This window comes from Albidovulum sp. (assembly GCF_041919395.1).
Classification (GTDB): domain Bacteria; phylum Pseudomonadota; class Alphaproteobacteria; order Rhodobacterales; family Rhodobacteraceae; genus Albidovulum.
In genome coordinates this window covers 1-19,660 of sequence record NZ_JAYRTX010000015.1, presented here as the reverse complement: position 1 = coordinate 19,660, position 19,660 = coordinate 1, and the positions used below count along the sequence as shown (strand labels likewise).

At 69.1% G+C, this 19,660-nt stretch carries 22 protein-coding genes and 1 pseudogene; 9 read left to right on the top strand and 14 right to left on the bottom strand.

The genetic code is table 11. The features are described from left to right. Positions 1–44 precede the first annotated feature (44 nt). The 3 genes from ACMUOO_RS04510 to ACMUOO_RS04500 all read left to right on the top strand — a co-directional run bounded on the left by ACMUOO_RS04510 (position 45) and on the right by ACMUOO_RS04500 (position 1,765). Positions 45–548: a YbjN domain-containing protein gene (locus ACMUOO_RS04510; protein WP_301919574.1), complete on the top strand. Its 504-nt coding sequence runs from the start codon at positions 45–47 to the stop codon at positions 546–548. Positions 549–620: 72 nt separating this feature from the next. After that, the gene (proC, locus tag ACMUOO_RS04505; protein ID WP_301919573.1) at positions 621–1,433 is read left to right on the top strand and encodes a pyrroline-5-carboxylate reductase; all 813 of its coding nucleotides are present in this window, start codon (positions 621–623) and stop codon (positions 1,431–1,433) included. After that, positions 1,430–1,765, top strand: coding sequence for a tRNA-binding protein (locus ACMUOO_RS04500; protein ID WP_301919572.1), 336 nt, complete (start codon positions 1,430–1,432; stop codon positions 1,763–1,765). Before proC ends, ACMUOO_RS04500 begins: the two co-directional genes overlap by 4 nt. A gap of 19 nt (positions 1,766–1,784) precedes the next feature. Here the strand turns inward: ACMUOO_RS04500 and ACMUOO_RS04495 are convergent, their stop codons facing one another. Next, a complete protein-coding gene (locus ACMUOO_RS04495; RefSeq protein WP_301919571.1) occupies positions 1,785–2,372 on the bottom strand; it encodes a thymidine kinase in 588 nt (195 codons plus the stop codon). Positions 2,373–2,734: 362 nt separating this feature from the next. On the opposite strand from ACMUOO_RS04495, the gene ACMUOO_RS04490 reads away from it, so the two are divergent. After that, positions 2,735–3,193: a hypothetical protein gene (locus ACMUOO_RS04490; protein WP_301919570.1), complete on the top strand. Its 459-nt coding sequence runs from the start codon at positions 2,735–2,737 to the stop codon at positions 3,191–3,193. A 504-nt stretch (positions 3,194–3,697) separates the two neighbouring features. On the opposite strand, the pseudogene ACMUOO_RS04485 reads toward ACMUOO_RS04490, so the two are convergent. From ACMUOO_RS04485 to ACMUOO_RS04450, 8 genes and pseudogenes are all read right to left on the bottom strand, one after another. After that, positions 3,698–4,868, bottom strand: a pseudogene (locus ACMUOO_RS04485) (IS256 family transposase). A gap of 608 nt (positions 4,869–5,476) precedes the next feature. Continuing rightward, a complete protein-coding gene (gene metG / locus ACMUOO_RS04480; protein ID WP_301919569.1) occupies positions 5,477–7,195 on the bottom strand; it encodes a methionine--tRNA ligase in 1,719 nt (572 codons plus the stop codon). A gap of 86 nt (positions 7,196–7,281) precedes the next feature. Further along, positions 7,282–8,025, bottom strand: coding sequence for an SDR family NAD(P)-dependent oxidoreductase (locus ACMUOO_RS04475; protein WP_301919568.1), 744 nt, complete (start codon positions 8,023–8,025; stop codon positions 7,282–7,284). Positions 8,026–8,092: 67 nt separating this feature from the next. Continuing rightward, positions 8,093–9,319 (bottom strand): MFS transporter, encoded by a 1,227-nt coding sequence (locus tag ACMUOO_RS04470; RefSeq protein ID WP_301919567.1) that lies wholly within the window; start codon positions 9,317–9,319, stop codon positions 8,093–8,095. A 246-nt stretch (positions 9,320–9,565) separates the two neighbouring features. Next, positions 9,566–10,141, bottom strand: a complete 576-nt coding sequence (locus ACMUOO_RS04465; RefSeq protein WP_301919566.1) for a YceI family protein — start codon at positions 10,139–10,141, stop codon at positions 9,566–9,568. A gap of 41 nt (positions 10,142–10,182) precedes the next feature. After that, positions 10,183–10,908, bottom strand: a complete 726-nt coding sequence (locus ACMUOO_RS04460; RefSeq protein WP_413854892.1) for an ImuA family protein — start codon at positions 10,906–10,908, stop codon at positions 10,183–10,185. A 31-nt stretch (positions 10,909–10,939) separates the two neighbouring features. Next, positions 10,940–11,584, bottom strand: coding sequence for a cytochrome b (locus ACMUOO_RS04455; protein ID WP_301919565.1), 645 nt, complete (start codon positions 11,582–11,584; stop codon positions 10,940–10,942). Continuing rightward, positions 11,574–12,152, bottom strand: coding sequence for a YceI family protein (locus ACMUOO_RS04450; protein ID WP_301919564.1), 579 nt, complete (start codon positions 12,150–12,152; stop codon positions 11,574–11,576). The genes ACMUOO_RS04455 and ACMUOO_RS04450 overlap by 11 nt, the downstream gene beginning before the upstream one ends. A gap of 169 nt (positions 12,153–12,321) precedes the next feature. On the opposite strand from ACMUOO_RS04450, the gene ACMUOO_RS04445 reads away from it, so the two are divergent. Then, positions 12,322–13,365, top strand: a complete 1,044-nt coding sequence (locus ACMUOO_RS04445; RefSeq protein WP_301919563.1) for an aldo/keto reductase — start codon at positions 12,322–12,324, stop codon at positions 13,363–13,365. Here ACMUOO_RS04445 and ACMUOO_RS04440 read toward each other — a convergent pair. Next, positions 13,359–14,333 (bottom strand): GlxA family transcriptional regulator, encoded by a 975-nt coding sequence (locus tag ACMUOO_RS04440; protein ID WP_301919562.1) that lies wholly within the window; start codon positions 14,331–14,333, stop codon positions 13,359–13,361. The genes ACMUOO_RS04445 and ACMUOO_RS04440 overlap by 7 nt on opposite strands. 100 nt (positions 14,334–14,433) lie before the next feature. Between ACMUOO_RS04440 and ACMUOO_RS04435 the strand changes: the two genes are divergently transcribed. Then, entirely contained in the window at positions 14,434–14,928 is a 495-nt protein-coding gene (locus ACMUOO_RS04435) for a lipocalin family protein (RefSeq protein ID WP_301919561.1), read from the top strand. Between the two features lie 8 nt (positions 14,929–14,936). Here ACMUOO_RS04435 and ACMUOO_RS04430 read toward each other — a convergent pair whose 3' ends face one another. Both ACMUOO_RS04430 and ACMUOO_RS04425 read right to left on the bottom strand, forming a co-directional pair. Then, complete coding sequence (locus ACMUOO_RS04430; RefSeq protein ID WP_301919560.1) at positions 14,937–15,566, bottom strand: FMN-binding negative transcriptional regulator; 630 nt, start codon at positions 15,564–15,566, stop codon at positions 14,937–14,939. Positions 15,567–15,642: 76 nt separating this feature from the next. Beyond that, complete coding sequence (locus tag ACMUOO_RS04425; RefSeq protein ID WP_301919559.1) at positions 15,643–16,506, bottom strand: helix-turn-helix domain-containing protein; 864 nt, start codon at positions 16,504–16,506, stop codon at positions 15,643–15,645. Between the two features lie 101 nt (positions 16,507–16,607). Between ACMUOO_RS04425 and ACMUOO_RS04420 the strand changes: the two genes are divergently transcribed. From ACMUOO_RS04420 to ACMUOO_RS04410, 3 genes are read left to right on the top strand one after another with little or no spacing between them, the layout of a single operon-like run. After that, on the top strand, positions 16,608–16,823 hold the full coding sequence (locus tag ACMUOO_RS04420) for a DUF2061 domain-containing protein (RefSeq protein ID WP_301919558.1): 216 nt from the start codon (positions 16,608–16,610) through the stop codon (positions 16,821–16,823). Next, on the top strand, positions 16,816–17,712 hold the full coding sequence (locus ACMUOO_RS04415) for a fatty acid desaturase (protein ID WP_301919557.1): 897 nt from the start codon (positions 16,816–16,818) through the stop codon (positions 17,710–17,712). Before ACMUOO_RS04420 ends, ACMUOO_RS04415 begins: the two co-directional genes overlap by 8 nt. Positions 17,713–17,749: 37 nt before the next feature. After that, entirely contained in the window at positions 17,750–18,643 is an 894-nt protein-coding gene (locus tag ACMUOO_RS04410) for a DMT family transporter (protein WP_301919556.1), read from the top strand. A gap of 13 nt (positions 18,644–18,656) precedes the next feature. On the opposite strand, the gene ACMUOO_RS04405 is transcribed toward ACMUOO_RS04410, so the two are convergent. Beyond that, positions 18,657–19,340, bottom strand: a complete 684-nt coding sequence (locus ACMUOO_RS04405) for an NUDIX hydrolase (RefSeq protein WP_301919555.1) — start codon at positions 19,338–19,340, stop codon at positions 18,657–18,659. Further along, on the bottom strand, positions 19,333–19,660 hold a 328-nt coding region (locus ACMUOO_RS04400), incomplete at its 5' end, for a DUF983 domain-containing protein (RefSeq protein WP_413854891.1). The genes ACMUOO_RS04400 and ACMUOO_RS04405, both read right to left, overlap by 8 nt.

Here is a 19,660-nt window from a genome sequence, read left to right as displayed (position 1 = left end):
TGTAGGCTGCGGCCTGCCTGGGGCCAGAAGGACAGAGGCCGGGCATGGCAGTTACCGACAGCTTCCTCGACAGCGACGACCTGCACCCCATCGACATCGTCGAGACGCTCGCCGAACACCACGAATGGCACTTCGACCGGGTGACCGACGACCAGATCGCCATGGCGGTCGAGGGCCAGTGGCGGACCTATTCGATCACGCTCGCCTGGTCGGGCTATGACGAGACGCTCCGGCTCATCTGCACCTTCGAGATGGACCCGCCCGAGGAACGGCTGCCCGCGCTCTACGAGACGCTGAACCGCACCAACGACATGGTCTGGTGCGGCGCCTTCGCCTTCTGGCGCGAGCAGCGGCTGATGGTCTGGCGCTACGGGCTTGGCCTCGCCGGGGGACACATCGCCGGGCCCGAACAGATCGACCGGATGATCTCCGACGCGGTGACGGCGGCCGAGCGCTTCTACCCGGCCTTCCAGCTCGTCTGCTGGGGCGACGACAGGCCCGAAAAGGCATTGGACGTGGCCATGGGCCGCGCCTACGGTCGCGCCTGACGGAGGCGTCGGACGGGGTTTCCCTCGGCCGACGTATCGGTCATCTTCGCCCGCGCGAAGATGGAGGCGACAATGGACATGGGCGATCTGCGGGACCGGGGGCTGGTGCTTCTGGGCTGCGGCAAGATGGGTTCGGCAATGCTGGCGGGCTGGCTCAAGGGCGGGCTGCCGGCACAGAGCGTATGGGTACGCGAACCCCATCCTTCGGATTGGCTCAGGGCGCAGGGCGTGCATCTGGACGGCCCGCTTCCGCCCGGCCCTGCCATCGTGCTCATCGCCGTCAAGCCGCAGATGATGGCCGCGGCGCTGCCGGGGCTTGCCGGGTTCGGCGGTGGAGGGACGCTCTTCCTCTCGGTCGCGGCGGGAACGACGATTGCCAGCTACGAAGCGACGCTCGGGGCGACGACGCCGATCGTGCGCGCCATGCCCAATACGCCGGCCGCCATCGGTCGCGGAATCACCGCGATCTGCGGCAACGCGCGGGCGACCGAGGCGCATCTGGCGCTGGCCGAGGCACTGCTCTTGGCCGTAGGGCAGGTCGTCCGGCTGGAGGGCGAACACCAGATGGACGCGGTCACCGCGGTATCGGGCTCGGGCCCGGCCTATGTCTTTCACCTGATCGAGGCGCTCGCCGCCGCGGGCGCGGCGGAGGGGCTGCCGGAGGCGCTCGCCATGCGGCTCGCGAAGGCCACGGTCGCAGGTGCGGGGGCGCTGGCCGAGGCGGCGGAGGAGGGACCGTCGCAACTCCGTGTCAACGTGACCTCGCCCGGCGGCACGACGGCGGCGGCGCTGAAGGTGCTGATGGACGAGGACCGGGGCTTCCCGGCGCTTCTGAAGGAAGCCGTCCATGCGGCGGCGGAACGGGGCCGGGAACTGGGAAAATGACCATCAGCTTCGACGAATTCCTGAAAGTCGATGTGCGCGTCGGCCGGATCACGCGGGCCGAACCATTTCCAGAGGCGCGCAAGCCCGCCTTCAAGCTCTGGGTCGATTTCGGTCCCGAGATCGGCGAGAAACGGTCCTCTGCGCAGATCACCCGGCACTATACGCCCGAGGGCCTGATCGGCCGCCAGGTGCTCGCCGTGGTGAACTTCCCGCCCCGGCAGATCGGCAAGGTGATGTCCGAGGTGCTGGTGCTCGGCGTGCCGGACGAGGATGGCGAGGTTGTGCTGATCGGGCCGGGTCAGGAGGTGCCGCTCGGCGGGCGGCTCTACTGAGCCGCCGGGGGCCGCGCGCTCAGGTCGCGCGGTCGCCCACCTCTTCGCGCCAGTGGCGGCGGCAGAGCGAGACATAGGTCTCGTTTCCGCCGATCTGCACCTGCGCCCCCTCGCGCAGAGCACGGCCGTCCGAGCCGCGCCGGACCACCATCGTCGCCTTCCTGCCGCAGTGGCAGATCGTTCTGACCTCGCGCATCTCGTCGGCGAGCGCGAGAAGCGCGGCCGAGCCGGGGAAAAGCTCGCCCCGGAAATCGACGCGGAGCCCGTAGCACATGACCGGCACGCCGAGATCGTCCACGGCGTGGGCAAGCTGCCAGACCTGATCGCGGGTGAGGAACTGCGCCTCGTCGAGGAAGACGCAGGCCACCGTGCCCTCGACAAGCCGCGCCGCGATCACGGCGAAGAGGTCGGTTCCGGCGTCGTAGGTGTCTGCCGGCTCGCCGATTCCGATCCGGCTCGCGATGCGGCCGGAACCGGCGCGGTCGTCGAGGCGCGCGGTCAGGAGAAGGGTCGCCATGCCGCGTTCGCGGTAGTTGTACGACGCCTGCAGGAGCAGCGTCGACTTGCCGGCGTTCATGGTCGAATAGTGGAAATAGAGCTTGGCCATGCGCCCTGATAGCCGCGCCGCCACGGGGTCCGCAAGCGGCAGCCGGGGGAACCCACCCTTGCGATCCCCCCGGCCGGTCTTCCCACCCGTTACCACCCCGGCGCGGGGCGAGGCCCGGTCCGGACGGTCACTCGTCACGTCAGGCAAGGGTCGCCGCGCTGCTGCCGGACGGGCCGGCTTTGGCCTTCCCGATCGCCAAAGGCGCGACGAACCCAACTCCCTCCGGCCTCGGGTCGCCGGCACTCGCACCCGTCCCCCACACATGCAGGGACGGTTTACAAATGACAAAGCGGCGCCGAGACAGTAAGGGGAATGGCAGGGACGATTTCCCCCGGCTACCGGGGCAGAGGGATGTATTCAGAGTGACGAGCAAGGTCGACAACTATCTGAAAAAGCACACGGAAGCCTTGGTGAAGGACGTCGGCATCGAAGCCGCCGCCGGGCTTTGCGGGAAGTCGAAGGCGACGCTCGGGCGCTATTATTCCGCCGATGCCGAGCACACCGACCGCTTCATGCCGATCGACGTGGTCGCCGCGCTCGAGGCCGCGGCACGCTTCCCGCATGTCACCGCCGCGCTCGCGGACCTCAGGGGCATCACGCTCAGCTACGACCAGGAGCGCAAGAACGGCGGGCCGGGCGGCGTCAACTCCGACGTCGTGGTGCTGAGCCAGCGGTTCGCCATGCTGATGGCCGAGTACAACCAGTCGATCCAGGACGGGCGCATCACGATCAACGAGGCCAAGCGGCTGCTGAACGAGACGCTGGCGATCCAGAAGGTGCTGATCGACATGAAGCTGCACCTCGAGGACGAGGCACACTGAAGGCCCTCCCCGCGGGCGTCGGGATCGCGCGCCGAGGAGGCGTGCGGCTGGGGGGAGCGGGTACTAGGGGATTGGCTGTACGCACAGTGCGCGGAATCAAGTCATAATGAGTTACGCAAGGCGCTGGTGCTTCTTCTGCGGTATTCGCTTGCCGCAACCTCAATTGGTAAGGCTGGACGTGGAGCTTGCTGGTGTCAGCCAGTCAGGAGCAACCCTCGAACGGAGAATGCCGCGGCCGAGGCCAGAGACCCAGTCAGTTAACACCGCGATCATGGCGTCTAATGCTCGAAAACCAACGATGAGTGGGCGGCTCCGCGGCGATATATGAGCCGTCAAACGCTCGCCGGCGTAACCGAAAATCCCGCCGTCAGGCTGCCCGCCGTGGCCAACTGAAAAAGGTGGACATCTCCGGGGGCCGGCGCTCCTACACCATGCCGCGGGACTCTATTGCACGGGTCGCGTCCGTCAAGCTGGTGTAGGATCCCGGATGGCCTGAGGGCATGATCAGGCGGCTTTCGCGGTTATGCTGAGAATGGGGTCGATCTCCTCCTTGTCGATCTGGGCGAAGGCCTCGACCATCATGTAGCGGCTCGCGGTCTTGACCTCCTTGTTCAGACGCTCGATCTCATCCGTGCTGTGCAGCTTGGTCCGGTGCTGGCGGGGGAAGGACATATAGGCCAGCACGCCATGCTCGCTTGCATCCATCAGGTCCGCGAGCTTGGGCCAGCGCGGACGGAGCGGCTCGGCGACCTTGCGCCAGGTTTCCCCGGCATGGGCGCGGTCGGGCTGGTCGAAGGCCTGGGGGATCGCGGCGGCGATGACGGTGTGCTGGCCGCGGGAGACATGGGCCAGCGCGTTGCGCATCCAGTGAACGCGACACCGCTGCCAGGTTGCCTTGAATACCCGGGCGATGGCGGCCTTGAGTCCGGTGTGGGCGTCGCTGATCACCAGCCTGACCCCGCCAGGGCTGCGGGCTTTCAGCGAGCGCAGGAACTCGGTCCGGAAGGTCTCAGCTTCCGAGGGCCCGATGCCGAGGCCGATGATTTCGCGGCGGCCCTCGGTATTGGCCGCGACGGCGATTATGGCTGCGACTGGCACGATCCGACCGCCCTGGCGCACCTTGAGGTAGGTGGCGTCCAGCCAGAGATGGGGCCACTCGCCGGTCAGCGGGCGGTTCAGGAATTCGCCTACGCGCTCGTCATTCGCCATGGTTCTTGAACCAGTGGCGCACCATGGCTCATTCCTTGCACAGCTTCGATACGGTGCTCTTCGAGATACCGCGCAGCCCCGGCGCCTGCACCAGCTCGTCGACGCGGCGGGTCGAGACGCCCCCGATCCCGTTCGCGGACTCTCTCGGACCGGTGGCGTTCGCCCGCTCACCCTGGATCACGGCCACCAGCGCCTGCTCCGAGGTCTCTCGGGCCTCGAGGAAGCCCGGGAAGTAGCTCCTCTGCCGGAGCTTCGGCACCCGCAGGTTCAGCGTGCCCAGACGGGGATCGAGAGCGCGGTCTCGATCCCCGTTCCGCCAGGTCTTGCGTTCGCCGCTGCGTTCATGACGGCCGTCGACATCGGCCTCCATGATCAGCTGCAGGACGGCTTCGGCAATGCCGCGCAGGAAGTCTCCCCGATCGTGCCTGGCCAGCAGCTCGGGCAGGTCCATGTTCGTCCTGGTCATCGTTCGCCATTGTCCCCGGACCAATGGCGGACAATGGCTCATTCTCCGTAAGGTCCGTGGTTGAAGTCGCCAAACTCCACCTCGATGGCCACCCGGGATCACACCGCCAGCGGCGTTTAAACTACACCACGTGCGTGGACGCTGACCCCGCCGCCCAGCATCGCTGCCTCTCGACCACCGATAAGGAAGGTGAATCAGAGATATGGGGCTTTTGAACAGCCCCCAGCGGAGAGTTTCCCCGGCGAACGCCCGGAGCGCAACCCGGGGCCGGGCTAACCCGGTCGGCAAGCCGGAAGTGCGGTCCCCCGCTGCCGCCGCGCGCCCGTTCGCCCAGCCCTGCCGCAACGAAGCTCCGGGCAGGGCGAACGGCAAGCGGGGAGGAATGGTGTGCGGGCGGGTCTCAGGGCCGCGCTCCTGATCCTCGGCGGGGGCCGTGCTCGCGGGCTGCGAGGACCTGGCCTGTTTCGTTCAGGACAATCCCGCGGTTGTCCGCACGATCAGCGACCGCGAGGTGATGATCGTGGACCGCCAGTTCTGAGCCGGCCTCTGCGGCAGCCCGCTGGCGCGTCGCGTGGCCGCGGGCGAGTCCGCCCCAGCCCGGCGCGGGCCTAGGTCCGCACCCCGGAGAACCGATTCTGCCACTCCTCCCGCTCCTCGTCGGCGATCTTCGCGAAGAGGACCTCGGGTGTCTCGAACGGGTGCCCCGGCTTCAGGACCGTCAGCGCCTCGGCGACGGGTCCGGGCCAGGTCTTGTCGTCGCACTTCATCGCCGCGAGCATCTTGGCCGCGGCGTCGGGGATGAAGGGCTCCGAAAGGATCGCGTAGAGACGGATGAGGTTGAGCCCGAGGCGGACCATTGCGGCGGCACGATCGGGGTCGTCCTTGAAGACGGTCCAGGGCGCGGCAGATTGCAGGTATTCGTTGCCGGCGACCCAGATGGCGCGGAGTTCCGTCGCGGCCTTGCGGATCTCCATCGCCTCCATGTGGCCTTCGTAGGCGCGGACGCGGCCCTCCAGTTCCGCGATCAGCGCCGCCGCGCGCTCGCCGGTCTGGCCGCCCGCGGGCACCGCCTCGCCGTATTTCGAGCGGCAGAACTTGGTGATGCGGGAGACGAAGTTGCCGAGAACGTCGGCGAGGTCCTTGTTGACCGAGACCTGGAAATTCTCCCACGTGAATTCGCTGTCGGCGCTTTCGGGCGCGTGCGAGAGGAGCCACCAGCGCCAGTAGTCCGAAGGCAGGATCGAAAGCGCCTGATCCATGAACACGCCGCGGCCCTGGGAGGTGGAGAACTGGCCGCCGTCGTAGTTCAGGTAGTTGAAGCTCTTGATGTAGTCGACGAGCTTCCACGGCTCGCGGCTGCCCATGATCGTGGCAGGGAAGGAAAGGGTGTGGAAGGGCACGTTGTCCTTGCCCATGAATTGCACATAGCGCACATCCTCGGCCCCCCTGTCGGTTCGCCACCAGCGTTCCCATGCAGAATCCGGATATTCCGCGTCATCCGCCCATTCGGCGGTGGCGGCGATGTACTCGATGGGGGCGTCGAACCAGACGTAGAAGACCTTGCCCTCCATGCCCTGCCACGGCGCGCCGTCGAACTGCACCGGCACGCCCCAGGAGAGGTCGCGGGTGATGCCGCGGTCCTGCAGTCCCTCGCCATCGTTGAGCCACTTCCGCGCGATCGAGGTCGTCAGGATCGGCCAGTCGGTCTTGCTGTCGATCCAGTCGGATATCTCGCCCTTCAGCGATTTCTGCTTGAGATAGAGGTGCCTGGTCTCGCGCACTTCCAGTTCGGTCGAGCCGGAGATGGCCGAGCGCGGATTGATGAGGTCGGTCGGGTCGAGCTGCTTGGTGCAGTTTTCGCACTGGTCGCCGCGGGCCTTGTCGTAGCCGCAGTTGGGGCATGTGCCCTCGATGTAGCGGTCGGGCAGGAAGCGGTTGTCGGCGACGGAGAAGACCTGCCGTTCGGCGACTTCCTCGATGAACCCGTTCTCGCCGAGCCGCTTCGCGAAATGCTGGGTCAGCCGGTGGTTCCGTCCCGACGAGGAACGCCCGAAATGGTCGAACGAAAGGCGGAAGCCGGCGGCCAGGTTCTTTTGCACCTCGTGCATCTGGGCGCAATAGTCGGCGACCGGCATTCCCGCCTTGGCGGCGGCGAGTTCGGCCGGGGTGCCGTGTTCGTCGGTGGCGCAGATGAACATGACTTCATGGCCACGGGCGCGGGCATAGCGGGCGTAGAGGTCGGCCGGAAGCTGCGAGCCGACGAGGTTCCCAAGGTGCTTGATCCCGTTGATGTAGGGGATCGCCGAGGTGATCAGAATCCGGGCCATGCCTGCGCCTTTCCGTCCGCTTCCGGCGGTGATTTAACGGCTTGGCGCGGCAAGGGCCAGAGGTTTCCCCCCCGGCCCGCGCGGCGTCACTGGGCGGTGTAGGCGCCGTCGACGAGGTGGTAGGACCCGGTGACGAAGCTTGCCCGGTCCGAAAGCAGGAAGAGCGTCAGCGCCGCGACCTCCTCGGGCCGGCCGAGGCGGCCGATCGGGTGCGCAGCGATCAGTTGATCCTTCGCAGCCGGCGGAAGGTTGTCGAGCAAGGGCGTCGCGATGAAGGCAGGGCCGATGGCGTTCACCCGGATGCCCTTCGCCGCGTATTCCATCGCCGCGACCTTGGTGAGCCCGAGGACGCCGTGCTTGGCGGCGGTATAGGCAACGGCATTGGCGAAGCCGACGGACCCGAGGATCGAGGAGACGTTGACAATGGCGCCGCCGCCGGACTTCTCCATTGCCGGGATGCCGTAGCGATGGCCGTGGAAGACGCCGTTCAGGTTGACGTCGATCACCTTCCGCCAACCGTCGATGGGGTAGGCCCCGGTCGGTTCGAGCGGCCCGCCGATGCCGGCGTTGTTGACGAGAAGATGGAGCCCGCCCGTTCTCCCGACGGCGAAGGCCACCATCCTCTCCACCGCTGCCGGGTCGGCCACGTCGCAGGCATGCGCGACCGCATTGCCGCCCAACTCTGCCGCCACCGCCTCGGCCCTGGCGAGGTCGAGGTCTGAAACGACGACCGTGGCGCCGGATGCCGCGAGGTCGCGCGCGATGGCTGCGCCGATCCCTGAGCCTGCGCCGGTGACGATGGCGGTCTTGCCATGAAAGGTGATGTCCATCGTGTCCTCCTTGAGAATCGTCTTCTCATGTCCACATGGGTCCACGGACTCGGGAGGGGAAGTGCGGCTAGCGGTCGCCCCCGCGTGGCCGGCGCAGCAACCGTCCGATCAGGAACGACGTGCGCGGGGTGTAGACATAGAGCGTCCGGTCCGCCGGGGCGGGCCGCGCGCGCATCCGGACGAGCCCGAAGGCCACGAGGGCCACATGCGCGGCGGCGATGAAGGCGAACATGGCTGACGGCCCGTAACCCTCGATCAGCGCCGAGGCCAGGAGCGGCGAGGCGATCGCGCCGATCGCATAGAGGAACATGAGCGCCGCCGAAAGCTCCACCCGCTCGCTGCTTTCGGCGAAGTCGTGGGCATGGGCGGTCGCGATGGAATAGACCGGCAGCGTGGCCGCGCCGAAGGCGGCAGCGGCGACAAAGACCGGCACTGTGCCGAGGCCCGAGACAGCGACGGTCAGCGCGCAGGACGCCGCGGCCGCCACGGAGATGCCGATCAGGACGTGGCGCCGGTCGAAGCGGTCGGCGAGCCAGCCTATCGGGAGTTGCACCAGCGCGCCGCCGACCACGAAGGCGGCCAGGAAGAGCGCGATCCGATCGGCCGAAAGCCCGACCTCGATGCCATAGATCGGGCCCACCATGCGGAAGGCCGCCGTCGTTATGCCCGACACCACGACACCCATCGAAGCGAGCGGCGAGCGCGACCATGCGAGACCGGGCCGGAGCCGTGGCGCGGGGGGCATCGCGGGCTGTTCGGCCCGGCTTATGGTCACGGGAAGGAGGGCGGCGCAGCAGAGGATGGCAAGGAGGTTGTAGGAGAAATAGGCCGCAGGCGCGAGCACGCCGATGACGAGCTGCGCGCCGAGCGATCCGAGCGTGTCGACGATCCGGTATGTCCCCATCGCGCGCCCGCGCACCGCGTTCGTGGCGCGGTCCTGCAACCAGGCCTCGATCACCGTGTAGCAACCGGCGACGCAGAGGCCCGAAAGAATGCGCAGCCCCGCCCAGGCGATCGGATCGACCATCATCATGTGGGCGAGGATCCCGATCGTGCCGGCCGCGGTGAAGGCCGCGAAGGCGCGCGAATGTCCGACCGTGCCGACGAGTCGCGGCGCCCACCAGCAGCCGATGAAGAAGCCGAAGAAATGCGCCGAGCCGAGCAGCCCGATCTCAGCCCGCGAGAACCCGAGCGCCACGCCGGAGAGCGCGTCGAGCGGCGCCACCCCGCCGGTCCCGAGCTGGAGGAAGATGATCGAGAGGAAGAGGGCCGCGAAGGAGAGGAGGAGGCGCATCGGTCATGGCTTCTGCTTCGGCCACCATGTCCCCCGGGCGTGCGCTTGCCCAGAGCCAATCGACGCGGGCGGACGATTTCCCGCGCGGTTTCGCCGCCTGAGACGGCCACCCGACGCGGACGTCCCGTTCGTCGGCCCCCCCCTTGGGTGGGGAGTACATGCGGACAGAAGGCGGGAGCAGCCCGCCCGGTGATCCGGTGCGGGTCGTTTGGCGCCTCTCGGGCGCCTCCGCGGGATCGTGGGCCGTCAGCCGGCGCGGCGGACGTGCAGGAGGATCCTGAGCCGGACCGTATCGCCGACGCTGCCGGCATGGCCGGAGGCGCCGAAGGCCGCGCGGCTGATCGTGCCGGTGATCAGGACCGTCAGGTCGTCGCGCGCGCCCGGGTCGCTTCCTGGCGGCCGGTAGAGCACGGCGTCGAGCGTCACCTCGCGCGTCACGCCGCGGATCGTGGCGCGCCCGGTGACCGCGACGCGCCCCTGACCCGCGCTGGCCACGCGCGTGCTTTCGAACCGGATCTCGGGATGATCGGCCGCGTCGAGCACGCTTTCGCCCATGATCGCGCGCGCCGCGAACGGGATGTTTGATCGCGCCCGGTCGGCGCGCAGCGTCACCGCGAAGCGGCTTTTGGCGACCTTCTCGAAGTCGATGGCAAGATCGGCCTCGGCGACGGGCAGGCGGGCGCGGACCACGACCGGGCCGTAGTCGACCTCGGCGGTGACGGCGGAGCCTTCGGGGTCGTAGGCATAGGGGATAGGGGCGGCGACCGCCGGAGGGGCGATCACGATGGCCAGGATCGTCGCCAGGAAGAGTCTGCGGCGCATGGGCTTTCCTTCTGGCCGGCGGCGGTGGCTGAGGGGGAAGTCTACCGCTGCTGCCGCGCCACCGCATCACGCGCTTTCGCCTCGCCGGGGCCGGTTTCCGCCGTGGCGGGCATCCGCGCGAGGGTGAAGCCGGCCCGTCGTCCGTCTCCTCCCGCCTCCTCGGCCCGGCGGTCCGTCTCCAGCCCGGCGCTGGCCCGGAGGTTCCAGCACGCCGGCGGCCCGCTCCGCGCCCTGAGAAGGTCGAGCTGCCATCCGCTCTGCCCGGAACGATGGCGGGGCGCGAGGCGCCAGCGGCTCTCCACGCCCTGCGCGCCGCCCTCGCCGGGCGTCAGGATAAGCCCTGTCGGCACCTGATGCCCCTCGCGCGCGCCGGTCTCGGCCGCAAGCTGGAGCCGGCGCACCGGGGTCAACCCCGGTGGCTCCGGCAGTTCGGCGACGACAAGCGGCGTTGCCGCGCATCTGAGCGCCTCCTCGACGCACCACAGGAGGTCCTCGGGGCGGCGCGGGGTGGCGAAGAGAAGCCGGCCCGGTTCGATGAACGCGACCACGCCTTCGGGAAAGAGCCGCTCCGGCATCCAGCCGGGACGGATCCAGAGGACCGGCCCCTTCGTCCCCCTTGCCGCCATGAGCGCGAGCGTGCGCCGGGCGGAGCCGCAGAATTCATGCACCCGCGCCCGGGCGAGCGTAAGCGCGCCGAGGAAAGGCAGGGCGCCGCGCCCTGGCACGTCGCTCTGCCGGATGAGCCGGGCGAGGTCTTGAGTCGTCATGGGGAAAGACTACAATGTTCCCTTATTGTTCTCAATTCCGGTTTGAAGGCGGCGACCTTCCGCTGCCCGCATCCCCCGCTTTCGGTATCGGTCCGACCATGCCGGCGCCGGCGCCGGGGGCCCCCGCCAGCATGCGGCGGAGCGTGCCGTCATGGCGGAGGACCGCCCGCTCCAGCGCCCCGGCGACATGCAGCGCCACCAACGCGAGGAACATCCAGGCGAGCGACCGGTGGAGGACGACGAGCGCCGCCTCCCAGTCCGGCGAGACGGGCGCGATCGGCGGAACCGTGACGCGGCCGAAGATCACCGTGTCGATGCCGGTGGCGGACCCATAGGCCCAGCCGCTGACCGGCACGGCGCACATGAGGACATAAAGCGCCCGGTGCGTTCCATGCGCGAGCCGCATCTGCCATTCCGGCGGGCCGGGCAGGGGTCCGGGCGGCGGAGCGAGGCGGTGCCAGCCGATGCGAAGAAGCGCCAGGGCAAGGAGACTGATCCCGATCGTCTTGTGCAGGCCGAAAAGCCAGAGATTGCCCAGCCCGACCTCCATCCGCGCGACATAGGCGCCAAGCCCGGCGGTGCCGAGGGTGCCCGCCGCCATGGCCCAGTGCAGGACGCGCGTCATGCGGCCAAAGCCACGCGCCGCATCCGGCGCGGTGTCCGCGTCACGCGTCACGGTCGATCCGCGCGAAGATCTCGATCCGCACCTCGTCGCCGACCAAGTCGGGCCATCCCGTCGCGCCGAACGCGCTGCGCTGAACCGCCCCGACGAGGCGGATGGTGAGCCGCGAGAGGTCCCCCGGCTCCGTCCCCGTCTGGCGGAAGATCGTGGCGAGGAGCGTCACGGGCTTCGTTACGCCCCGGATCGTCAGCGCGCCGTCGATCAGCGCGTCATCGCCCTTGCGGCGGACGGACGTGCTTTTGAAAGCAATTGTCGGGAAGGCGCGCACGTCGAGAACCTTCGGTCCCATGAGCGCCTGGGCTGCGAAAGGAAAGCTCGCCTGCGATCGCGTGGCGTCAAGTGTCACGCTGATGTGCGAATTCGCCAGGCGGTCGAAGTCGATGGCAAGGTCGGCCAGCGTGACCGGCATGCTTCCGGTGATCCTGTCCGGGCCGAAATCCGTCTCGAAGGTGACGCTCGATCGCCCGGCGTCAAGCGCATAGCGCACCGCAGCCGCCTCGGCCCCGGTTGCCTGAAGGGTCCCCGCCGCGACAAGGAAGAGAAGAAGGCTCCGTCGGTACATGATGCAAGACTCCGCGGCCCGTCGCCGTTCCGGCCGAGACGCACTCGACGCGAAACATACACGGCTGCCGCGCAGTCGGCCTTCATATCCGCGTGAACGTGCCGATGGCCGGCCCTTGCCTTGGTCCCTTCGCCAAATACTCTGGGGGCGCGAACGATGGGAGCATGATGTGAGACAGGTGGTTCTCGGCGCCGGCGGCCCGGCGGTATCTGCGCTGTGCCTCGGCACGATGACCTGGGGCAACCAGACGCCGGAGGCGGAGGCGCATGCCCAGATCGACCGCGCCGCGGCGGCGGGCGTGACCTTCATGGATACGGCCGAGATGTATCCGGTGAATCCGGTGCGCAAGGAAACCGTCGGCCGAACCGAGGAGATCATCGGCAACTGGATTGCGCGCGGCGGCCGGCGCGCGGACTGGGTGATCGCGACGAAGATCGCGGGCGAAGGGTCCGTCGCGCGCGATGCGGGCGAGGTCATCGACGCAGCTTCGATCCGCGGGGCGCTGGAAGGTTCGCTCAGGCGTCTCAGGACGGATCATGTGGACCTCTACCAGTTCCACTGGCCGAACCGCGGCAGCTACATGTTCCGCCAGAACTGGTCCTTCGACCCGCGCGGGCAGGACCGCGCGGCGATCCGTGCCAACATGGTTGAGTGCCTGGAGACACTTGCCGCGCTGAAGACGGAGGGCAAGATCGGGGCCTTCGGGCTGTCGAACGAAAGCGCCTGGGGCATGGCGCAATGGATCGCCCTGGCCGAAGCCGGGCACGGACCGCGGCCCGTGTCGCTGCAGAACGAGTACTCGCTGCTCTGCCGGCACCACGACACGGACCTTGCGGAGCTTGGCCACAACGAGCGGATTGCGCTTCTGGCCTTCTCGCCGCTTGCCGCGGGACTGCTGACCGGAAAGTATCAGGGCGACGTCGCTCCTCCGGGGTCGCGCCGGGCGGCCAATCCGGGTCTCGGCGGCCGCATCACCCCACGGGTCTGGGGGGCGGTCGCCGCCTACCTCGACATCGCGGCCGGGGCAGGTCTGGACCCGGCGCAGATGGCGGTGGCCTGGACCCTGACACGGCCCTTTCCCGTCGTGCCGATCGTCGGCGCGACGACGGTGCCGCAGCTTGAGAACGTGCTGAAGGCGGTCGATCTGACGTTGCCCCACGAGGTTCTCGCGCAGATCGCTGTGGCGCACAGGGCACACCCGATGCCCTACTGACCGCGCCTGACCGCCGACGCCGTTCTGGCGAAACGGGCACGGAAGGCGCGGGCGAAGGCGGCCTGCCCGGCGAAACCCGTCCTAAGGGCGATTTCCTGCAGCGGCAGGCGGGTGTCTGTCACCATCCGCCGCGCCTCGTCGAGCCTCAGGTCGCGGAAGAACCGGCCCGGGCTGGTGCCGAGGTGATCGGCAAAGAGCATCTCGAGCCGCCGCGGCGAGAGTTCGACCCGTCGCGCGATCTCGGCCACCGCGGGCGGGTCCTCGATCGCGCGCTCCATGATCGCGATTGCCGCACCGAGCGCGGGGTCGGCGCGGGCAAGGCGGGCGGCGGGCACAGCCTGCTGTGGCACCGCCGGTCCATGCACGGGTTCGTAGAGGAAGGCGCCCGCGACGCGCAGCGCGAGTTCCGCGCCATGGCGCGCCCGGATGAGGTCGAGCATCATGTCGAGACAGGGCGCCGCTCCCCCGGTCGTCACCATCGGCCCCGAGACGACGTAGCGGTCCCGCCTAACGTCGATGCGGGGAAAGCGGTCGCCAAAGGTCTCGAGGTCTTCCCAGTGAACCGTCGCCGCGCGGCCGTCGAGGAGGCCGGCGAGGGCAAGGAACCAGCTTCCGCCGTCGATCCCCACCATGGCGCGCAGGCGCGGCGCAAGCCGGCGGAGGCGGGCGAGGAGCGCCGGCGTCGCCTGTTCCATGAGCCGGAACCCCGCCACGATCATCAGCACGTCCATCGCCGCCCGGTCATCCAGCGGTTCCGTCGCCACGTCGAACCCGGCCGTGAGCGGAACGGATCCACCTTGGGCAGAGTAAAACCGCCAGATGAAGAGCGCCCGCCCCGCCCGTCGGTTGGCAGCGCGCATCGGATCGACCGAGGCCGCGAGCGAAAGCGCGTTGGTGTCGGCCATCACGAGGATGCCGACCGAGAGCGGCGCCGGGTCGGGCGCGAAGATGGTCCGTTCGTTTTTCATCAAGCGTTTCGTATTCTGCCAAACGGCGTCGCACAAGCCGAGCTTGCATCCCGAAGCCCCCGCGACGAGGGTGGAACGGCCCTGACCCGGAGCCCCGTCGATGCGTCCTCTGTCCTTGCTGGCCCTGATGGCCACCCTGACCGCCTGCAGTCCGGCCCCCCAGGAGGTCGGCCTGCGCAACACCGAGGCACCGATCTCCTCTAACGCGAGCTTTGACGCCGCCCGTTTCGCCGATGTCTGGCACGTTGCGGCGACCTATGGCGATGAGGCGCGCTGCGGCCCGCTTGCCGAGACCTGGGTGCCGACAGGTCCAGCCGCCTACCGCGTCACCGGGACCGCCTGCGGCCCGCGCGGCGCGCGCGCCTTTGCGTCCGAGGCGAGGGTGACCGGACCGGGCCGCATCACCCGGGGGGGTGAGGAGCTCTGGGTGCTCTGGGTCGATGCAGACTACCGCGTCGCGGTCGTCGGGACGCCCTCGGGGCGCTTCGCGCGGGTGATGTCGCGCACGCCCACGGTCCGGCCGGACCTCATGGAGGCGGCGCGGCGCGTGCTGCAGTTCAACGGCTACGACCCGGCCGGGCTGCGCGCGATCTGACCGCGCCTTCAGGTGTGCGCCGTCCTGCGGCGCGCCATGCGCTCTGCCATCCCCGGATGTCCGGTGGCGCTCAGCCCGTCCACAGCGCCCTGGTGGTCACGCTCGTCGCGGTTCTGGCTGAGCTTCGACTTGGCGAGTGTCCGGTGCACCGAAATGCGGAAGGCGACGATGCTGGCAAGCATCTTCTCCATGTAATCGGCCGGGGCATCGGCCATCCGCCATGCCCTTCCGCCGTTCACCCGCCGCTCGTGGAGGCGCGTCAGGAGACCCACCGCGGCGCGCTTTGCATGGTCGTCGTGCTGGAAGGATATCGCGCCGTAGACATGGACGGCCTGGTAGTTCCAGGTCGGTACGTGGCGGTGGTGCTCGGGCTTGGAAGGGTAGAAGTTCGGCGAGACATAGGCGTCCTCGCCCCGGAAGATCGCGAGCACTTCCTGACCGTCGGCGATCAGCCTGTGCATGTCGTTGGCCAGCGCCACATGGCCGATGAGCATGCCGGCTTCGGCGGCAAGGAGCGGGATGTGGTTTGCGACCAGGCCCTCGGGCGTCTCGGCGACGATGCAGCCGAGGGGCGCGGCCTCCATGACCGCCGCGATCTCGGCCGCGTCGAGTTCCTGGTAGTGCGGGGGGATGTACATCTGCAGTATCCGATGGCGGATGGGTGTCGCAAAGTGTGCTTCGGCGTCCGGGCTTTGGCAACGCCCTGCGTGCCGCTCAAAGCCCCTGCTCGGCCGCCAGCCGATCGAGCAGCACCGGGAAGTCCCGCGCGCCGACTTCGGCCTCGCGCACGAGCCAGTCGAAGTGCTGGGCAAAGCCCGCCACCCGCGCGCTGTCGCGGAACGCGATGTAATGCCGGCCGAGGTAGAGGACGGCGAGGAGAGGCCCGAAGACCGTGACAGGCGCCGAAAAGACGCGCCGGGCGTCGAAGGCGTAGATGCGCAGGCTCGGGTAGAGCTGGCGATAAAGGTCCCTGAGCCGCGCGATCTGCTCGGCCCGGATCGCCGCGGGCAGGCCGCGGTAGTAGCCCTCGGCCCGGGCGAAGGCTTCGAGCTCATGAAGCGCCACCGCCATCTCGTAGTCCGATCCCGACCGCGCCATCCAGGCGAGCCGGTCCTCGGACGCGCCGATGGCCTGTTCGGCGGTCCGGCCGAGCTGGGGCTCGTACTCCCAGCGCAGCATCGCGCGGGTCTTCAGCATGTCGGGCAGCGTCGCCGGAACATGGCGGATCTTGTAGCCCGCCGCCTCCTGGTGCCAGCCGAAGATCGTCTCGTCGATGAGCGCGCGCGGCGCCTCGGTCATCGTGAGCGAGGTGGCGAGGAGTTCCGCAAGCCGCTCCGGCCGTTCGGTGAGGCCGAGCAGCCAGTCGGCGGAGACAGCGAGCGCGGCGGCGCATTCCGCGACGAGCTGCGCGTTCGGCAGCCGCGCGCCCTCCCCGGACAGGAGCTGCGAGATGGTCGAGCGGTCCACGCCCGCATCGCGCGCGAGCCCGCTCTGCGTCACGCCCTTCTCGGCCATGGCGCGCGCCAGCCGGTCGCGGAAAAGGCCGGCGCGGTCGCGCTTGTCCACAATACCTTTCATACGATGATAAAATACACGAATGATGAGAAATGTTAATCATATTCGGAATTCGCAATTCGGCCACGTCAGGGTTCACTGGGGGCCGGGGAAAGGTACGGACAATGGACACACGACAGCGGACGATGCTGAAGGCGGTTCTTTGGAACCTCCTCGGCCTCCTGACGATGAGCCTCATCGGGCTTGCGATGACGGGATCGGTCGCGCTGGGCGGCGCGATGGCGGTGGCCAATACGGTCGTGGGCTTCGTGGCCTATGTCGCTTATGAACGGTTCTGGGCGCAGGTGCGATGGGGCCGGCGGGAGCGGTCCCATGGCTAGGGGCGCGGACACCGTCGAATGGCCGACGCTCCTCCTCGTCGCGGCCTGCTATGCGCTCTGGGCGGCGGCCACGACCTGGGCGGCGACACTGTGGCTGCCCCTCGCACTCGTGGTCCTGACGCTGGCGGTGACACTCCATTCGTCGATCCAGCACGAGGTGCTGCATGGTCACCCGTTCCGGTCCCGCAGGCTGAACGAGGCCCTCGTCTTCCTTCCCGTCGGGCTCTTCTTCCCCTACGGCCGCTTCCGTGACCTGCACCTTGCGCATCATCGTGACGAGCGGCTGACCGATCCCTACGACGATCCGGAGTCGAATTTCCTCGATCCGAAGGTCTGGGCGGGGCTGCCGCGCTGGCGGCAGCGGCTTCTGCGGTTCAACAACACCCTTCTCGGGCGCATGGCGATCGGCCCCGCGCTTTCCATCGTCGCGATCCTGCGCGACGACGCCCGGGCGATCCGCCGTGGCGACCGACGGATCGCCCGCGACTGGGCGCTGCATCTTGCGGGGCTCGGCCTCGTCGGGCTCTGGATCGCGGCCGCGCCGATCCCGCTCTGGGGCTACATCCTCTCGGCCTATCTCGGGATGTCGCTGCTGAAGATCCGCACCTTCCTCGAACACCGAGCGCATGAAGAAGCGCCGGGCCGGACGGTGGTGGTGGAACGCGGCGGGGTGCTTGGCTTCCTCTTCCTCAACAACAACCTGCACATCGTGCATCATTCGCGCCCGCGCGTCGCCTGGTACCAGCTTCCCGCGCTCTATTCAGCCGAGCGCGAGGCGTTTCTCGCCCGCAACCACGGTTACAGCTACCGCTCCTACGGCGAGATATTCCGTCGCTACTTCGTCAGGCCGAAGGACCCGGTGCCGCACCCGCTCCGACCCGGCAACTGAGCTTCCGCTTGGCCCCGGCGCGTGACAGAAGGGGCGCATGAGCCTCTGGGTCCTCTTCACGCTGGCGGCCGCCGCGCTTCAGACGGTGCGATTCATGCTGCAAAAACAGCTGAGGGGCGCCGGGCTGTCGACCGGCGGCGCGACCTTTTCGCGCTTCCTATTTGCAGCGCCGATCGCCTGCGGCCTCGCCGCGACGGCGCTTCTGCTGACCGGCGCCCGGCCGCCCGAGCCGGGACCGGGCTTCTGGGCCTATGTGACGCTCGGGGCCATCTGCCAGATCGTGGCCACTTTCCTCACGGTCGCGCTCTTCGCGCTTCGCAACTTCGCGGTCGGTGTGGCCTTCACCAAGACCGAGACGGTGCAGGTCGCCGCCTTCTCCGCCCTGATGCTGGGCGAGCGGGTGAGCCCCTTCGGCTGGGCCGCGATCGTGACGGGCTTCACGGGTGTCCTCCTCCTCTCGAAGGCGCCCGTGGCGGGGGCGCGCGTCTTGGGACGCCCGGCGCTCTACGGCGTTCTGGCCGGCGCACTCTTCGGCCTGTCCGCCATCGGCTACCGCGGCGCGACGCTCGCGCTTCAGCCTTTGCCGTTCCTCCTGCGCGCTCTGCTTGCGCTCGCCGCGGCGACGGTGATCCAGACCATGCTCATGGCCGCCTGGCTGCGCTGGCGCGAGCCGGGCGAGATCGGGCGCGTTCTCGCCCGCTGGCGGCGGACCGCGCTCGTCGGCCTGACGGGCGGCCTTGGTTCGCTCGGCTGGTTCGCGGCCTTCGCGCTCCAGAACGCGGCCTATGTCCGCGCGCTCGGACAGGTGGAGATCGTCTTCACGCTCCTCGCCTCCGCGCTCGTCTTTCACGAACGGCTGCATCTGCGCGAGGCGGCGGGGATCGCCCTGGTCATCCTCTCCGTCGTGGCGATCGTCATGGGCCTCGGCTGAGCCGGGGCCGGGGTCAGACGAGCCGGCGGAAGAGCGGCTCGGTCCCCGAGTTGTCGAAGAAGGGAACCGCCTCGGGCGCGCCGCCCCGGGCGACAAGGGCGCCCACTTCGCCGAGGACGACTTCGGTGATGAAGGGCAGGTTGAGGCGCCGGGCCTCGGCGAGCGGCACCCAGTGCAGATGCGACAGCTCGTCCGCCGCGCGCGAGAAGTCGTCGGGGTCGCCCGGAAGCGCGGCGGCGTCGGCGACGAAGAATCGCGCGTCGAAGCGTCGCGGCCGGCCGGGTGGCGTGATCGCACGGAAGACGAAGGTAAGCGCTGCTGCCGCCGGCCTCAGCCCGAGGGCGGCGAAGCCCTCCCAGTCGGGGGGCACGTCACCGGGCCAGGCGCCCGGAACGCCGAGGGCAAGGCCGGTCTCTTCCCAGAGTTCGCGGATCGCCGCCACGGCGAGCGCCGGACCGAGCCCCGCCGGAGCCGACTGGTCGAGCCGTGCGAGGCATCCCGGCCGCAGGGAGGACGCCAGCGCCACGCCCGCGTCGCCCGCATCGACCGCGCCGCCGGGAAAGACATACTTGTTCGGCATGAAGGCCGCGCCCGCGCCGCGCTGGCCCATCAGGATCGACGGACCTGCCGGCCCGCGGCGCACCAGCAGCACCGTGGCGGCATCCCGGACGCGGGGTTCCGACGCGGCCTCAGTCATCCAGCCCGCCGAGGGCAGTCCGTGCGCCGAAGCCATGCATCCGCTTCGCCCACTGGATGGCGACGATCACGCCCTTGAGTCGCGGCAGGAGGAAGAGCGACAGGGCCACGCAACCGGTCGCGAACACGGTCGAGAGCACGATGGGGTCGGGTCGCCACACGACAAAGGCCCACATGATCAGGGGCGCCATGAGGTGTCCGACGATGAGGATCGTGAGATAGGCCGGCCCGTCGTCCGCCCTGTGGTGGCGAAGTTCTTCGCCGCAGGCCGGGCAGGCGTCGCGGACCTTGAGGTATCCCCGGAACATCGCGCCCTTGCCG

Bases quoted from the DNA above. Each gene is read 5' to 3' on its own strand.
- ACMUOO_RS04415 (WP_301919557.1), top strand. From the start codon at position 16,816: ATGGCTAGGGGCGCGGACACCGTCGAATGGCCGACGCTCCTCCTCGTC.
- ACMUOO_RS04465 (WP_301919566.1), bottom strand. From the start codon at position 10,141: ATGCGCCGCAGACTCTTCCTGGCGACGATCCTGGCCATCGTGATCGCC.
- ACMUOO_RS04450 (WP_301919564.1), bottom strand. From the start codon at position 12,152: ATGTACCGACGGAGCCTTCTTCTCTTCCTTGTCGCGGCGGGGACCCTT.
- ACMUOO_RS04420 (WP_301919558.1), top strand. From the start codon at position 16,608: ATGGACACACGACAGCGGACGATGCTGAAGGCGGTTCTTTGGAACCTC.
- ACMUOO_RS04410 (WP_301919556.1), top strand. From the start codon at position 17,750: ATGAGCCTCTGGGTCCTCTTCACGCTGGCGGCCGCCGCGCTTCAGACG.
- ACMUOO_RS04430 (WP_301919560.1), bottom strand. From the start codon at position 15,566: ATGTACATCCCCCCGCACTACCAGGAACTCGACGCGGCCGAGATCGCG.
- proC (WP_301919573.1), top strand. From the start codon at position 621: ATGGACATGGGCGATCTGCGGGACCGGGGGCTGGTGCTTCTGGGCTGC.
- ACMUOO_RS04435 (WP_301919561.1), top strand. From the start codon at position 14,434: ATGCGTCCTCTGTCCTTGCTGGCCCTGATGGCCACCCTGACCGCCTGC.
- ACMUOO_RS04475 (WP_301919568.1), bottom strand. From the start codon at position 8,025: ATGGACATCACCTTTCATGGCAAGACCGCCATCGTCACCGGCGCAGGC.
- ACMUOO_RS04405 (WP_301919555.1), bottom strand. From the start codon at position 19,340: ATGACTGAGGCCGCGTCGGAACCCCGCGTCCGGGATGCCGCCACGGTG.
- ACMUOO_RS04425 (WP_301919559.1), bottom strand. From the start codon at position 16,506: ATGAAAGGTATTGTGGACAAGCGCGACCGCGCCGGCCTTTTCCGCGAC.
- ACMUOO_RS04470 (WP_301919567.1), bottom strand. From the start codon at position 9,319: ATGCGCCTCCTCCTCTCCTTCGCGGCCCTCTTCCTCTCGATCATCTTC.
- ACMUOO_RS04460 (WP_413854892.1), bottom strand. From the start codon at position 10,908: ATGACGACTCAAGACCTCGCCCGGCTCATCCGGCAGAGCGACGTGCCA.
- metG (WP_301919569.1), bottom strand. From the start codon at position 7,195: ATGGCCCGGATTCTGATCACCTCGGCGATCCCCTACATCAACGGGATC.
- ACMUOO_RS04500 (WP_301919572.1), top strand. From the start codon at position 1,430: ATGACCATCAGCTTCGACGAATTCCTGAAAGTCGATGTGCGCGTCGGC.
- ACMUOO_RS04495 (WP_301919571.1), bottom strand. From the start codon at position 2,372: ATGGCCAAGCTCTATTTCCACTATTCGACCATGAACGCCGGCAAGTCG.
- ACMUOO_RS04440 (WP_301919562.1), bottom strand. From the start codon at position 14,333: ATGAAAAACGAACGGACCATCTTCGCGCCCGACCCGGCGCCGCTCTCG.
- ACMUOO_RS04510 (WP_301919574.1), top strand. From the start codon at position 45: ATGGCAGTTACCGACAGCTTCCTCGACAGCGACGACCTGCACCCCATC.